Here is a 14,872-nt window from a genome sequence, read left to right on the forward strand (position 1 = left end):
ACTCCGGGCGTTCAGCTTGCCACTCACCGCTCTCATCTTCAGTCTAAGTCCTGCGCAAGACACAAGCGGGCTTGCCCGCGATGCTTTTAAGGGTTACCCGCCGAACGCATCCTTGAGAAACCCCGGCGCAATGTAGCGCTGGTAATGCGCCTCAGAGAGCAGAAAAAATTCCCGATCAATGGCATCGCGCAACTCCGGCAGGTTCCAGTCGCGGAACTCCGGCAGCAACACCATCCCGTAGGCTTCCAGATTATTGATGACCCGCGCGCCCCGGGCGATCAACTGGTACGCCCAGCAATATTCCGACTGATGCGGCACAAAACGGATCTTGCGCTGCTCCAGCTGCATTCTCAGCAGTGCAGGATCGAAAATTTCTACCTTGGCGGCCATCACCTGCGACAACAGCTGCTCAAGCCGCAGCCACACCGCGCGTTTTTCTTCCTCGTTGTAACCATTCCAGTTGATCACTTCGTGGTGGAAACGCTTGCAGCCACGGCACACCAGATCACCGTAAACAGTGGAGCAGAGGCCGACGCAGGGGGTCTTGATGGTCTGATTGGGCATAGGTAGGCAAAACACGGGAAAGCAGAACAGGTCAGCATGTTAGCCCTTTGTCTAGCATTCATCACCCCTCAAAATTCAGGGCCTAACTTACCTTTAATTTTTTTTTGCCGTAGAATCAGCCAGCCTTTTAAGGCGCCAATGTCCGTTAAGAAGCTGTTTTCAAAGCGTCACGAGCACAGTCGTTCCTTCAGAGCGGTGTTGGCGAAGGGTTTTTCCAGCGGGGAAAAGCCCAACGCCAACCCTCATCAGCTCCCCGTTCTGCAGGCGTAAAACTTTGAAAGCAGCTTCTGTAAGGAATTGCCGGTAATTCTGGCTAAGCGGCCCACAACGCCACGCAGCGCATTAGTACGGCAATTTCGGGATGAGCGTCCCGGACACCCATTTGGGACCACTGATGAGGGTAATAACTGTGCTTGAAGCCTACCGCAAACATATCGAAGAGCGCGCAGCACTGGGTATCGTTCCCCAGCCGCTTAACGCCGAACAAACTGCAGGCCTGGTCGAGCTGCTGAAGAATCCCCCGGCTGGCGAAGAAGCTTTCCTCGTTGACCTGATCACCAATCGCGTTCCGCCAGGCGTGGACGAAGCTGCCTATGTAAAGGCCGGTTTCCTCTCTGCCCTCGCCAAAGGCGAAGCCAAATCCCCTCTGATCGACAAGAAACGCGCTGTTGAACTGCTCGGCACCATGCAGGGTGGCTACAACATCGTGACGCTGGTCAATCTGCTGGACGACGCCGAACTGGCACCAGTAGCCGCCGAAGAACTCAAGCACACCCTGCTGATGTTCGATGCCTTCCACGACGTGGCTGAAAGAGCCAAGAACGGCAACGTTCACGCCAAAGGCGTTCTGCAATCCTGGGCTGACGGCGAGTGGTTCAAGAAGCGCCCGGTGCTGGCCGACAAGATCAGCCTGCGCGTCTTCAAGGTGACCGGCGAAACCAACACCGACGACCTGTCCCCTGCTCCTGATGCCTGGTCCCGCCCGGACATCCCGCTGCACGCCCTGGCCATGTTGAAAATGGCTCGCGACGGCATCGTGCCGGACGTGCAAGGCTCCATCGGCCCGATGAAGCAGATCGAAGAAATGCGCAACAGCGGCTTCCCGATCGCCTACGTCGGTGACGTGGTCGGTACCGGTTCGTCGCGTAAATCGGCCACCAACTCGGTGCTGTGGTTCTTCGGTGACGACGTTCCTTACGTGCCGAACAAGCGTGCTGGCGGCTTCTGCTTCGGCAGCAAGATCGCTCCAATCTTCTACAACACCATGGAAGATGCCGGCGCACTGCCAATCGAATTCGATGTTACCAACATCAACATGGGCGACGTGATCGACCTGTACCCGCACGCTGGCAAAGTCTGCAAGCACGGTACCGACGAAGTCATCACCACCTTCGAAATGAAGACCCCTGTGCTGCTGGACGAAGTCCGTGCCGGCGGTCGTATTCCGCTGATCATCGGCCGTGGCCTGACCGACAAGGCTCGCGCCGAACTGGGTCTGCCAGCGTTCGACCTGTTCAAGAAGCCGGATGCCCCGATCGAAAGCACCAAGGGTTTCACCCTGGCGCAGAAAATGGTCGGCAAGGCATGCGGCGTAGCCGGTGTGCGTCCAGGCACCTACTGCGAACCGAAGATGACCACCGTCGGTTCCCAGGACACCACTGGTCCGATGACCCGTGACGAACTGAAAGACCTGGCGTGCCTGGGCTTCTCCGCTGATCTGGTGATGCAGTCGTTCTGCCACACCGCGGCTTATCCAAAGCCGATCGACGTGACCACCCACCACACCCTGCCTGACTTCATCATGACCCGCGGCGGTGTTTCCCTGCGTCCGGGCGACGGCATCATCCACAGCTGGCTGAACCGCATGCTGCTGCCGGACACCGTCGGTACCGGTGGCGACTCCCACACCCGTTTCCCGATGGGCATTTCGTTCCCGGCCGGTTCCGGTCTGGTCGCATTCGCCGCTGCCACTGGCGTGATGCCACTGGACATGCCGGAATCGATCCTGGTGCGTTTCAAAGGCGAGATGCAACCGGGCGTCACCCTGCGTGACCTGGTTCACGCCATTCCTTACTTCGCGATTCAGGCTGGCTTGCTGACCGTCGAGAAGAAAGGCAAGAAGAACGCCTTCTCCGGCCGCATCCTGGAAATCGAAGGCCTGGACAACCTGAGCATCGAACAGGCTTTCGAGCTGTCCGACGCCTCGGCCGAACGTTCGGCTGCCGGTTGCACCATCAAGCTGTCGAAAGAGTCGATCACCGAATACCTGCAATCGAACATCACCCTGCTGCGCTGGATGATCGGTGAAGGCTACGGTGATGTGCGTACCCTGGAACGTCGTGCTCAAGCGATGGAAGCCTGGATCGCCAACCCTGAGTTGATGGTTGCCGATGCTGACGCCGAATACGCTGAAGTCATCGAAATCGACCTGGCCGACATCAAAGAGCCTGTGCTCTGCGCGCCAAACGATCCGGACGACGCCCGTCTGCTGTCCAGCGTTGCTGGCGAGAAGATCGACGAAGTGTTCATCGGTTCGTGCATGACCAACATCGGTCACTTCCGCGCTGCCGGCAAGTTGCTGGAACAGGTCAAAGGTCAGCTGCCAACTCGTCTGTGGCTGTCGCCGCCGACCAAAATGGACGCTCACCAGTTGACCGAAGAAGGCTACTACGGCATCTACGGCAAGGCCGGCGCACGCATGGAAATGCCAGGCTGCTCGCTGTGCATGGGGAACCAGGCACGTGTAGAGCCGAACTCCACCGTGGTGTCGACGTCGACCCGTAACTTCCCGAACCGTCTGGGTGACGGCGCGAACGTCTACCTGGCTTCGGCCGAGCTGGCGTCCGTTGCGTCCATCCTGGGTCGCCTGCCGACCGTCGAGGAGTACATGGAATACGCTGGCAAGATCGACAGCATGGCGGCCGATGTTTACCGCTACCTGTCCTTCGACCAGATCGCCGAGTTCCGTGAAGCTGCTGCGAACGCCAACATCCCGGTCGTTCAAGCCTAACGCTGCAACGCCATAAAAAACGCCGCCCATCGTGAGATGAGCGGCGTTTTTTTATGCCTTCAGGAAGACCGAGTTATCGTTCATCGCGGGCAAGCCACGCTCCCACAGGGATTTGCGCGAGCCATGAATCACAAAAAAAATGTGGGAGCGGGCTTGCCCGCGATGACGGCCTTACAGACAACATAGATGTTGAATGTGCCGGCCTCATCGCGAGCAAGCCCGCTCCCACAGGGTATTCAGCGTGCCTGGAAGATCTATCCTCAGGCCATCAGGGAATAGATCAACGCCGAAATCGCCACCAGGCCCACCGCCGTCACGAAGACGTTAGAGGCTTGACCACGAAAACGCGCCATGGCCGGAACCTTGCGGATTGCGTACATCGGCATCAGGAACAGGATCGCCGCGATGATCGGGCCACCGAGGGTTTCGATCATGCCGAGAATGCTCGGGTTCAGCGTGGCAACGATCCAGCACACCACCAGCATGAACGCCGCAGTCATGCGGTCCAGCGTCTTCGGTGCCGGGCGCTTGCCGCTCTTGACGATCAGGCCCTTCAAGCCTTCGCTGGCGCCGATGTAGTGGCCCAGGAACGACTTGGAAATGGCCACGAAGGCAATCAACGGCGCCGCGAAGGCGATGGTCGGGTTGCTGAAGTGGTTGGCCAGGTACGACAGGATCGACAGGTTCTGCGCCTTGGCTTCCGCCAGTTGCGCCGGCGATAGGGTCAGCACGCAGCTGAAGACGAAGAACAGCACCATCACCACCATCAAGATGTGGGCACGGGACAGGATCTGCGAGCTGCGCTCTTCGGCATGCGCGCCGTAGCGACGCTTCTGGTCCACTGCGAACGCCGAGATGATCGGCGAGTGGTTGAACGAGAACACCATCACCGGAATCGCCAGCCACAGGGTGTGCAGCAGCGCCGACGACTCAGGCAGCGTGGTTGCAGTGCTGAGGATGCCGCCATTCCAGTGCGGAATCAGGAACACCGCCAGGAACAACAGCGCGACGATGAACGGATACACCATCAGGCTCATGGCCTTGACGATCACCTGCTCACCGCAACGCACCACTGCCAGCAGGCCGAGAATCAATACGAACGACAACACGGCGCGCGGTGGCGGCATGATGTGCAGTTGATGTTCGAGGAAACTGCCCACGGTGTTGGTCAAGGCCACGCTGTAGATCAGCAGGATCGGGAAGATCGCGAAGAAATACAGCAATGTGATCAACGCGCCGGCCTTGATGCCGAAATGTTCTTCCACAACTTCGGTGATGTCGGCGCCTTCGCGGCCGGACAACACAAAGCGGGTCAGGCCGCGGTGTGCGTAAAACGTCATGGGGAACGCCAGCACTGCCAGGATCAGCAGCGGCCAGAAGCCGCCCAGCCCCGCGTTGATCGGCAAAAACAGGGTACCAGCCCCGATTGCCGTGCCAAACAGGCCCAGCATCCAGGTGGTGTCATGGCGATTCCAGCTTGCGAGGCTCGCTGGTGTCGCCGCTACATAGCGTTCGTCGACGCTATTGGCCTGATCATTCATCCGGTCGGATCTCCGCTTTCCGGTCACTTGCCACCCGACCAGGACGAGTCGGAAAAATCCGACAGGCAGCGTCCTGGCCGAAACAGGGGCGCGATTGTCCGGGATTAATCAGCAGAAGCAAAGACTTAGCTGAGGAATGGTTATGCGGATCAGATGCAACTGGCGCCTGCGTTCTCTGTAGGAGCAAGGCTTGCCCGCGAACCAGTCGCCTCGGTCCAACAGGAATACCGCGTTATCGTTCTTCGCGGGCAAGTCGGATCGCCGCACCGCTCGCTCCTACGAATCGTGGACAAACTCCCACCATCTGCCTCGCTCTGATCTAGTGTTGTCATTAGAAGGATCGCAAGCTTCGCCAGCTCCGACACGGGGAGCCAAAAACCCTGGCCATTGCCAAACCGCTCTGGAGTCAGCAATCTGAAATGACGTTCGAGCCCCGACATTCCGCTGCCCGCAGGAGCCCAGCATGACCGCAACTGTTCTGGTACTGGTTGAAACCATCAATGAATACCTGCCGATTCTCGAACATCAGGGGTTTCATCTGATCCTGGCCCCGACCCCGGCCGAACGCGCCACTGCCATTGCCCGACAGGGCCGTCAGATCGATGCGGTGCTGACGCGCGGTCCATTGGGCCTGCACGCCAATGAAATTGCCGCCCTGCCCAACCTCAAGATCATCTGCGTGATCGGCGCCGGCTACGAGCACGTCGACCTGCAAGCCGCCGCCGACCGCGGCATCACCGTCACCAACGGGGCCGGCGTCAATGCCTCTTCCGTCGCCGACCACGCCATGGCGTTGCTGCTGGCACTGGTGCGCGATATTCCCCGGGCCGATGCGGCCGTGCGTCGGGGTGAATGGCCGAAAATCATGCGCCCTTCCCTGGCCGGCAAACGCCTGGGCATCCTCGGCCTTGGGGCTGTCGGCATCGCTATCGCCAAACGTGCGGCCAACGGCTTCGACATGAGCGTGAGCTACCACAACCGCCAGCATCGCAGCGACGTGCCCTATAGCTTCTGCTCGACGCCGACCGAACTGGCGCGCCACTCGGATTTCCTGATAGTCGCCGCACCCGGCGGGCTCGGCACTCAACACTTGATCAACAGACAGGTGCTCGACGCCTTGGGCCCCCAGGGGTTCATCGTTAACATCGCGCGGGCCAGCGTGATCGTCACGGCAGACCTGATCAGCGCGCTGGAACAGCGACGGATCGCCGGTGCCGCGCTGGATGTCTTCGATAACGAACCTCAGGTGCCGGACGCCCTCAAGGGGTTGGCCAACGTGATTCTGACCCCGCATGTCGCCGGATTGTCACCGGAAGCCACCCAAGGCACCGTGGAGCTGGTCGGCAAAAACCTGACGGCGTTTTTTTCCGGTCAACCGGTACTGACCCCGATTGCTTTACCGCCGCCGACGGCAGCCACCCGACACAATCACTAAAGGACGCCCAACAGTGTCCAGAGTCGCCGGGATTCGGCATCGGCGCTGATCAGTTCTCCAAGCAGCTCGCTCAGGGGCTTATTGCCCCACTCCACGCCCCGCTTGATCAAATAGGGCACCGGGCTGTGGGGTTCGGTGCGCGCCAGGTACTCGGCGATCAACAGCAATTGCCGGTACGCCTCTTCACGATTCGCCGGCTCGCTGAACACCTGGGGGGCCGGGACGATGTCCGGCACGGCGGCCGGGCTCGATGTCGCCACCGCAGGCGTTTCGACAGGCGCCGGGGTCGGTTTTCGTGGATGCATGGCGATGAACTCCTGAACCAGCGTCAACAACGCTTCGATCACATCCTGCAGCGCTTTGAAGCCTGGGGCCTGATTGCCGAGATACGCGTCGCTCCACACCTCCAGGCGTTGCAGGTGCTGCTGGCTGAGCAGCAGCGTGCCCTGGCTGCGCAACCAGAATGACAACGGGGTGGCGCGAATCTGTTCGGTGATTTTTTTCTGTTCGTTGCGCGCGTTCTCGGCTGAGGTCTTGGCCGTTTTACTGTCGCTGGCCTGTACCTGTTGCAGTTGCAACCGGCGCCAGGCATCCAGACAGAAGCCATCGAACTCGTTGTTGCGCGACTCGAACAGCGGCACTCGGGTCAGCAACACTTCAGCGTAGCGTCGAGCCAGCCATTCAAGCGGTATCACCCGCCATGACTGATCGCCGTCCTCCGCCTGTGGGTGCAGGTGCTCGGGATAACGCTCGCATAACCCGGCAATCAGCGCCAGGCTGCCCGGCAACCCTTCGAGCCCGTCCTGATGCAACCAGGCCTCACCCAGCCAGGCGCTGAGCATCAAATCCTTGCTGCGTTCGAGCAGCAGGCTGGTGGTCAGTTTTTCCAGTTCCGGCCATTGGGCGCGCTTGATCGACGACTGCCACACCCCCGTGGGCAAACTGGTGTCGTCCTCACGGCGCATTTCGCGCAACCGGTCGAACTCAGGCTCATAACGCAGGTCCTGGCCACAGGGGGCCTCCACGCTGATCGGTTCGAGCAGTTGGGTAATCAGTTCCGGCAACGGCGTTGAAGGTTGATTCACAGGCCCTCCTTATTAGATTCGATAGCCGCGGTCGATCTCGTCACCATGAACGGTGAGCGCGGGGCCCGGGTTGGCAAGGGCTGAATGGACAGCGGCAATTTCGAGCCCTGGGTCATCAACGACAGACGCACAAACATCAGGGTTTGCTCGGCGGTGGTGGTGCTGGACTGGGTCGTCACGGGCAGGCGCAAGGTCAACGGAAAGTCCGTGTAGTCCATGTTCGGCTGGCGTTGCACCGACACGTGCGAACGCATCAAGCGCAATAACGACCACGGACCGCTGTACTCCCAGCCCGCTTCCAGATCCCGCACCACCAGGCTCGGCTGTAACGGATCGTTGGCCGGGCGCTGGTAGCCATTTCGGGCCCAACGCAAGCTCAGTCGAATCGGTTGACCGACCATCCAGCGCAGGTTCTGCTGGGCCTCGCCGGGGTAACTGAGCTGTTGATTGCCGGCATTCAAGCCCCAGGCAATCACCTGATCGGCACCGCGTTCTTCCTCTCGATCGGTGCGCCAGCGCACGTCCATCTCCAGCCCCAACACTCCGCTCTTGTCGCGTACAAACATCGGGCCCAGCCAGGTGCTGGCTTGCTTCAGACGATTGAGAAAATCCTCGGCGGCCAGGCGCTCCGGGGTCTGGCTCAGCAACAAGCCGGCCTGTGCCACCGGCAAGCGCTTGTCGATCAGTTCCAGCAAATGCTGGACTCGAGCCGGGTCGGCATCGGCGGCTTGAAGGCCATTGGCAAACGGAAAGCGCTCCGCCAGGTACTGATTGAAATAATTGGCCAGGTCGTTCCACGCGGCCGCCGCCTGTTGCTGTTGCAGGAACTGGCAGCGTTGCATGGCGGTTTGTTGCAGGTCCACTGCCCGCAACGCCAGTGTTCCGCGCCCACCAGACAAATTGGCGGTTTGCAGGATCTGGCCACAGGACGTGGCGTCCATTTCGATGAAATCGCGGCTCACCAACTGCTCGATCTGCGCCGGCGAACTGGCGGGATTCTGTTCCTTGTACTTGAGCAGTTCTTCGTTGAGCGCACTGAACTGCGTCACGCGTTCATAATCCAGCGCCGAGAGGTTTTGTTGCTGGACTTTCAGCCATTCCAGCGCCGAGGTGCGTCGCTCGGTGATGCCAAGCATGGTGTTGAATTGCTGCTTGAGGCTCAGTTTCAAATCCTGCACGTCGTTGGCGCCATACAGTTGCAGGCCGAGGTTTTTCGAGCCGTCCCACTGGCTGATTTCGGTGCGCCCGCTGAACAGCGGCTGGGCGACGATTTCGTCGAGGCCGCTGACGATTTCGGCCAGGGCGCGGCGGTTCAAGGCAGTTTGCAAACGTGTGGCCAGATCGCTGCGACGCACCTCGATAAAGGCTTTCTGCAAGGCAATCGCCTGGGAGGCCTGCACATTGAAAACGCCGCTATGGACCTGAGCGTTGTGTTCGCGCAGGCTCGACAACATGGCCTTGACCACCGCGCCTTCGGCTGCTTGCAACAAGGCCCCGCGATACGCCGGGGGAATGCGTGGCAACTCTTCGGCGGCATAACTTTTGTAGCTGGCGAAATAGTTCAGCGCACTGTCGAGGTCGTCGCCATCAACGCCCTGCCCTTGCCCATTCGGGGCCTCCGAGCGATCCGCCTGTAAGGCGATGGCCACAAAGTCACGCTTGAACAACGCCTGCACCGCGTTGTTGAGCTGCACCACATGTTCCTGCAAGACCAGTTGCCCGCTGCCTTGCTGAATCAATAAATTATCCCGGGAGCCGGCCTGGACGATCCATTGATCGCGAAAGCTCTGTTGCAGCTTGGCCGCCTGCATTTCCAACTGTTGCTCCAGTTGCGGTCCGAGCAAGACGCTTTTGCGCACGTTGTCCAGCAACTCGCGATAGCCAGGCACCAGGTCCTGGCCCTTGCCGCGGCCCCATGCCGAATTCGTCAAGCCGATCACGGCTTGCAGGTCATCGACCAGTGCGCGCAAATCTTCGAGTTCGGTGAGGGAGTTACCACTGCCGGCTTCCAGCCGTTCCAGATGCAGCTTGAGATAACCGGCCTGGCGCACGAAATTGTCGGCCAGGAAATACTGGTCCAGCCAGCGTTCCATGAGCCCGAGGAAATTTTCCTCGATCACCGGACGCTCGACGGTCAGGTCGAGAGGTCGCAAGTCGCTGCCATCGGCATCGAACAACGCACGGTTGTAAAAACCGGCGCGGTGCAACGTGCCGACGTTGAGGTTCAGCGACAACGCGTTGTTGCTCAGCAACACCAGATCTTCGAGGGGCGCCTTGGGGTTGTTCAGCGCCTGACTGAACCACTGGTTCTGCTGCTCCAGACGCACCGCGCGCTCCACCAGATCCTTGGCCTTGACGTAGTTTTGCCATTGAGCCGGATCTTCGCTTTCGACGTTGCCCCGTCGTTCGGTGTTGCGGATGGTCTTGAGTTGCGCCAGCTCTGCGCTCAACAGGTCGCGCAACGGCAGCATCAAATGGCTCTGGGCGGTCAGGCGCAACTCGCTCGCCAACTGCGCATCCAGCGAAGAGAACCAGGAGGTCGGAAATACCACTGAGGTGAAGCTCCAGCCCGGCGCCTTTTCCAGCACTCGCCAGAAGCCCTGGACATTGCGCCGGGTCGACTCCAGCCGATGAGATTCATCCGTGACCGCCGTGTAGTTTTTCTGCGCCCCTTGCAGCAGGCGCGAGAGTTCATGGGCCTCCTTGACCGAATCCTGCCAGACCCACAGCATGCCCGCGCCCCAGACCAGCGCGACCACCAGCGCCACCCCACCGGTCACGCGGTGCCAGCGTTGACGCAGGCGTAACAGACGCGGCACCACCTGGGCCAGACCGCGCTCGGCGACCACCCGCCGCTGCCACAATTGCCGGGCAAAGGCGCTCTGCTGCAACCCGGTGTCGTAGGCCGAAAATCCGTCAGCGCTGTCTTCCGAGGGCTGATTGGCCGTGAAATAAATACCGCGAAAACGTGGCGCCTCACCTTGAGCATTGCCCTGGAAAACCGGCTCCAACAAGGATTGCAGATGGCGCCGCAAGGCCTCGAAACGTTCCGGCAAGCCATACAATTCACTGCTCAACTGCCCGGACAAGGCGCCGATTTCGATGATCGATTCCGCCAAGGCCCGAGTAACCTGATCCAGCGCCTGATCACTCCATTGCGCCTGCCAGACTGCATCGGGTCCGTGGGGCGAGGACCAACCCAGCGTGCGTTCGCGGGCCTCGACCGGCAGCGCGGTGATCAATTCCTGAAAGCCTGGCAACTCTTCCATGCCGGTAATGACCACGTACACCGGCAGGCTCAGCCCGAACCGTTGCAACAGATCGATGAAACGTCGACGTGCCGCCAACCCGAGGGCTGCGGCTTGCTCGACGTTGCCCAGTCGACTGACCGGCACCGTCCAGATCACCCCATCCAGCGGACGTTGACTGCGCAGGCGCAGAATCAATCCCAGCAAGCGCCACCAGCCGCCCCGTTGCAGGTGCATGCCTTCATCCGGCAAAAACAGCGCCTGGGGCACCACCAATACTGCACCTTCAGGGTCCGACCACCAGCGACCGAACCAAGCCGGTTTGTCGCTGGGCTGCAAGCGCCACTGAGTACATAACTGGGTGCCCTGGGTTTCGTTGCCGAGCATCAGCAGCCAGGGAATCTGGTAGCGGTCCTGGGCACCCTGCTCCTGCTCCATGTGCCGCACCGCCAGGTAAAAACTGCGAATCGCCGCCCCGCTTTGCGTGCGCAACCACCAGACCGCCACCCCGACAATCGCCAGCACCAACAGCACGGCGATGATGAGGCCGATAATCCCCTGCGTGCTCATGAGTCTTGCTCCGAGGCGGTCACGGAATCGGTCATCTGCAAGACCGGTTCGAGCTCCAGACGAATGTCACGCCAAAACAACTGCCCCAACCCGGTCAGCAGCAGGACCATGGCGAGAATCCCCAGACCCAGGCGAAAACCGTCGGGCAATGAAAGGCGCACCGACAATTGCATCGGTGGCACCGCCGAAGGCTGTTCGAGCCGGGCACTGACGTCGGCATAATCCGCCTCGTGCTGCCAGGCAAAGGTGAACAGCGCCAGGCGCCATTTTTCATGTTGGGCCTGATTCTGTTCACCGCGCAGACGTCCCCGAAACCCCAGCACCAGACATTGCAAATAAACATTGGCCAGATCGCGAGTGGTGGGGATCTGCTCATCCAGCAGTTCCTTGATCGCCAGCGGTATCCGCTCACCGGCCTGACGGCTGGCGTACAGCCTCGATTCCAAGGGTTTTTCCTGCCAGGCCGATTGGCCCGGCCAAGGCGTAAACAGCAAGGTTTCATCGACCAGCGCGACAAAGGCGTAGACCAGCGCTTTGACTTGCTCGGTGGCGGCGTCACCGACTTTGGCGAAGGCGGTTCGCCAAAGGCGTTGGGAGATTTGCGTGGAGAGCTCGACCACCGCGTCCACCAGCGCTTCGTCCTCGCTGTCCTTGGGCAACTGGTTCCAGTCCTGGGACCATTGCTGCCAGGCCTGGCGAAAAGCACTGCTCAGCGGCGCTTCGTGGAGGCCTCGTGTACCCGTCCCGACATTGCCCTCAGACATATGACGTTCCTTCCTTGATCAAGCACTTTCACTCGCCTGGGCCACAAACAACACCACTTGCCATGGACTGCTGGCCAGCCTGGAAGCCGGTGCGGCAATCAGCAACGGCAACTGCCCGTCGAACCATTGGCCTTCGGCCATCACCACAAACAGCCGCGTATCATCGCCGACGCTGTAGGCCACTTGTTCATTGCGACTCATGGCCTGATGGGACAAACCACTCATGCGCTGGCGACTGAGCAGCGCGATGTGCGGCTGCGACGCAATGATCGCCCCGCGCAACCATTCGCTCGCGGCCTGCTCACTGGCACCGTTGGGCATGCGCAAACCGATGACCAGCCGCTGGCTCGGCTGGTCATCGGGCAATTGAATCGAGAAGGCCTGCTCACTGCGTTCGAACGCCAGGCTGCGATATCCGGCGCGGATCAGTTCGAGGGTCTTTTCAAGCCAGTCGAGCACCGCTTCATAGCCTCGCTGCAACTCCAGAAAATCCAGCGGGGCGAACGCCGGAACACCGGCCAATGGATCGAGCGCCGACCAGGCGCCGGCCAGGCCGAGCAGCAAACCATAGAGTGCCTGAGGCGTGGCCACTCGACTGTTCAGCAGGCCTTCGACTTCCGGCAACCGCGCCCAGAGCGCCGTCAACTGGCGACGAATTTCCAGCGCGTCGTCCTGATTGCCGGCCTGCTGCGCCTGACGCAAACGACCGGCGAGGAACATGCATTTCTCCCGCGCCCGGGCACACAGCGCCGCCACGCGCCGACCCACTACCGACTCGGGCAACAGGCACGGCGTCGGCGGGGTGTACGGCAACTGAAGAAAGCCGCCGCCCTCCTTGCGAATTCTCAGCAGTGGCAGACAGACGGAATCCGCCTTGTTCAATTGCGTGCACAAACGCGGATTCGGACGCCAGACCGTGATCGATTCGGGGTACTCGCCACTGGTGAGGTCCGGCAGCGCATCGCCGACCACCGATTGCAATCGGCCCTTGAGCGGCAGCAATTGACCGGCGCGCCACAGCGGACTGATCGCCAGGTAAACGGTAACGGTGGCGTTGTCCGTGGCGTCGATCGCTTCACTGACGTCGAGCTCCAGCATCGGCCCGACACCAGCCTGCAGATTGACCGGCAAACCGTCCGGCAAGGTCGCCTGTAAATTGATCAGTCGTACCAGCCCGGCACTCAATGCCGAGGGATCGAACTCAACGCGAGTCACGCCCCAGAACCACGGATTACAGGCTTGGGCGAAATGCGCCACCAGCGCCTCGGCCCGCAGCCCTTGCAACTGAAAATGCTGGGGCAACAACTGCATGCCCTCATGCCAGCAAACCGCGTCAGGTAGCAGACTCATACGATTCCCTTCGACGTCTCGTGTCGCCGCGCCAATGGCGGCCTGGCCCTGTGTTCAGTTCGGGTGGTCGCTGACCAGCGTCATCTCGCGACTGTCGAACTTGAGCCAGGCGTTGCTCTGATCGTCCAGCCGTAACCGGTGTGCTCCGGGAGTGTTATAGCTGGCGAAGACTAAAAGTCCAGCCGCCCGCTTGCCCCCCAGCGGGAAGGGTTGTTTGTCGATGAATTGACCGGGCACCAGCTCCAGCCCCCAGACGGTCATCAGCTGTCGGTAGTCGCGCTGGAACTGCTCGCGTTCGGCGAACCACTGCCGGGCGGTGATGCCCGACAACTGCTTGAGCAGGTCCGCGTCGTTCACCGCGATGAAGTCCACCGCGATCGGCGTGTCATCGTTGGCGCGGGGCGCGACGTCCAGCGTCAGGTTATCGAGGTCGACGCGAGGCCCGAACAACGAACACCCGGCGAGTGACAGTAATAGAACCAAAGAAAATAAACGTGCGTGCAAAATGAATTTTCCTTTTCTCGACACGGTCCAAAATTGCTTTTTGTTTGCTTTTTTATAGACCTGTTCTAGCGTCTTGGGTAGTTCGGTCGGCACGACGAATGTGGAAGGTTCGTCAAAGGAATGACAGGTCCTCTGCCCTCCCTTTCTAACCTACGGTCCAGTAAGGGAATGCGATGAAACGGGCCTCCCGATGCATTGCACCCGCCTCATGCATCGGAGTCAGCCACCATGGCAGAAAGTACTCAGCACAAGCTAGACAGGGTTCGCCCACCCCGGGTGCAAATCACCTACGACGTCGAAATCGGCAACGCGATCGAGAAGAAAGAATTACCGTTGGTTGTCGGCATCCTGGCCGACCTTTCCGGCAAGCCTCTCGAGCCACTCCCGAAATTGAATGAACGGCGTTTCACCGAAATCGACCGCGACAACTTCAATGAAGTCCTCGCCTCGATCGGCCCGCGCGCCACCTTGCAGGTCAACAACACCCTCAGCGGCGACGACAGCAAACTCAACATCGAGCTCAACTTCAAACACATCGACGACTTCGATCCGGTCAAGGTGGTTGAGCAGGTCACTCCGCTGCGGCGCTTGTTCGAAGCGCGCCAGCGTCTGCGCGACCTGCTGACCAAGCTCGATGGCAACGATGATCTGGACAAGCTGTTGCGCGACGTCATCGCCAACACCGAGGGACTGCAAGAGATCAAGTCGGCCCGCCCGGACACCGCCGCTCCCGCCCCCGCTGGCGACAGCGAAGCACCGGCCGAACCGCAAGCCTGATCGTTCATCCACTTAGGGAGAATT

The 14,872-nt window shown here is 60.5% G+C and carries 10 protein-coding genes; 3 read left to right on the forward strand and 7 right to left on the reverse strand.

What is annotated here, in order from left to right; translation table 11 throughout:
* Positions 1-93: 93 nt before the first annotated feature.
* Positions 94-564, reverse strand: coding sequence for a DUF1289 domain-containing protein (locus tag PSH65_RS18035; RefSeq protein WP_305421585.1), 471 nt, complete (start codon positions 562-564; stop codon positions 94-96).
* Between the two features lie 409 nt (positions 565-973).
* Here PSH65_RS18035 and acnB point away from each other — a divergent pair, with 409 nt between their 5' ends.
* Positions 974-3,574 carry a bifunctional aconitate hydratase 2/2-methylisocitrate dehydratase gene (gene acnB, locus PSH65_RS18040; RefSeq protein ID WP_305427010.1) on the forward strand — a complete coding sequence of 867 codons (2,601 nt, stop codon included), beginning with the start codon at positions 974-976 and terminating at the stop codon, positions 3,572-3,574.
* 260 nt (positions 3,575-3,834) lie between these two features.
* On the opposite strand, the gene PSH65_RS18045 is transcribed toward acnB, so the two are convergent.
* Positions 3,835-5,115 (reverse strand): serine/threonine transporter, encoded by a 1,281-nt coding sequence (locus PSH65_RS18045; RefSeq protein WP_305421586.1) that lies wholly within the window; start codon positions 5,113-5,115, stop codon positions 3,835-3,837.
* 463 nt (positions 5,116-5,578) lie between these two features.
* Between PSH65_RS18045 and PSH65_RS18050 the strand changes: the two genes are divergently transcribed.
* Positions 5,579-6,550, forward strand: a complete 972-nt coding sequence (locus tag PSH65_RS18050) for a 2-hydroxyacid dehydrogenase (RefSeq protein ID WP_305421587.1) — start codon at positions 5,579-5,581, stop codon at positions 6,548-6,550.
* On the opposite strand, the gene tssA is transcribed toward PSH65_RS18050, so the two are convergent.
* Genes tssA through PSH65_RS18075 form a run of 5 tightly spaced genes read right to left on the reverse strand, consistent with a single transcriptional unit; the run spans position 6,547 to position 14,071 of the window.
* Positions 6,547-7,635 (reverse strand): type VI secretion system protein TssA, encoded by a 1,089-nt coding sequence (tssA, locus tag PSH65_RS18055; RefSeq protein WP_305421588.1) that lies wholly within the window; start codon positions 7,633-7,635, stop codon positions 6,547-6,549. The two genes, PSH65_RS18050 and tssA, sit on opposite strands and share 4 nt — an antisense overlap.
* The gene (locus PSH65_RS18060; RefSeq protein WP_305421589.1) at positions 7,632-11,453 is read right to left on the reverse strand and encodes a type VI secretion protein IcmF/TssM N-terminal domain-containing protein; all 3,822 of its coding nucleotides are present in this window, start codon (positions 11,451-11,453) and stop codon (positions 7,632-7,634) included. Before PSH65_RS18060 ends, tssA begins: the two co-directional genes overlap by 4 nt.
* Positions 11,450-12,217, reverse strand: a complete 768-nt coding sequence (locus PSH65_RS18065) for a DotU family type IV/VI secretion system protein (protein ID WP_305421590.1) — start codon at positions 12,215-12,217, stop codon at positions 11,450-11,452. The genes PSH65_RS18060 and PSH65_RS18065 overlap by 4 nt, the downstream gene beginning before the upstream one ends.
* Positions 12,218-12,235: 18 nt before the next feature.
* A complete protein-coding gene (gene tssK, locus PSH65_RS18070) occupies positions 12,236-13,567 on the reverse strand; it encodes a type VI secretion system baseplate subunit TssK (protein ID WP_305421591.1) in 1,332 nt (443 codons plus the stop codon).
* A 54-nt stretch (positions 13,568-13,621) separates the two neighbouring features.
* Positions 13,622-14,071, reverse strand: a complete 450-nt coding sequence (locus PSH65_RS18075; protein WP_305421592.1) for a type VI secretion protein — start codon at positions 14,069-14,071, stop codon at positions 13,622-13,624.
* A 228-nt stretch (positions 14,072-14,299) separates the two neighbouring features.
* Here PSH65_RS18075 and tssB point away from each other — a divergent pair, with 228 nt between their 5' ends.
* Positions 14,300-14,848, forward strand: a complete 549-nt coding sequence (gene tssB / locus PSH65_RS18080) for a type VI secretion system contractile sheath small subunit (RefSeq protein WP_026331704.1) — start codon at positions 14,300-14,302, stop codon at positions 14,846-14,848.
* Positions 14,849-14,872 lie beyond the last annotated feature (24 nt).

It is taken from the genome of Pseudomonas sp. FP603 (genome assembly GCF_030687415.1).
GTDB classification, from domain to species: domain Bacteria; phylum Pseudomonadota; class Gammaproteobacteria; order Pseudomonadales; family Pseudomonadaceae; genus Aquipseudomonas; species Aquipseudomonas wuhanensis.

Bases quoted from the DNA above. Each gene is read 5' to 3' on its own strand.
- PSH65_RS18035 (WP_305421585.1), bottom strand. From the start codon at position 564: ATGCCCAATCAGACCATCAAGACCCCCTGCGTCGGCCTCTGCTCCACT.
- PSH65_RS18045 (WP_305421586.1), bottom strand. From the start codon at position 5,115: ATGAATGATCAGGCCAATAGCGTCGACGAACGCTATGTAGCGGCGACA.
- PSH65_RS18050 (WP_305421587.1), top strand. From the start codon at position 5,579: ATGACCGCAACTGTTCTGGTACTGGTTGAAACCATCAATGAATACCTG.
- PSH65_RS18060 (WP_305421589.1), bottom strand. From the start codon at position 11,453: ATGAGCACGCAGGGGATTATCGGCCTCATCATCGCCGTGCTGTTGGTG.
- PSH65_RS18065 (WP_305421590.1), bottom strand. From the start codon at position 12,217: ATGTCTGAGGGCAATGTCGGGACGGGTACACGAGGCCTCCACGAAGCG.
- tssK (WP_305421591.1), bottom strand. From the start codon at position 13,567: ATGAGTCTGCTACCTGACGCGGTTTGCTGGCATGAGGGCATGCAGTTG.
- tssB (WP_026331704.1), top strand. From the start codon at position 14,300: ATGGCAGAAAGTACTCAGCACAAGCTAGACAGGGTTCGCCCACCCCGG.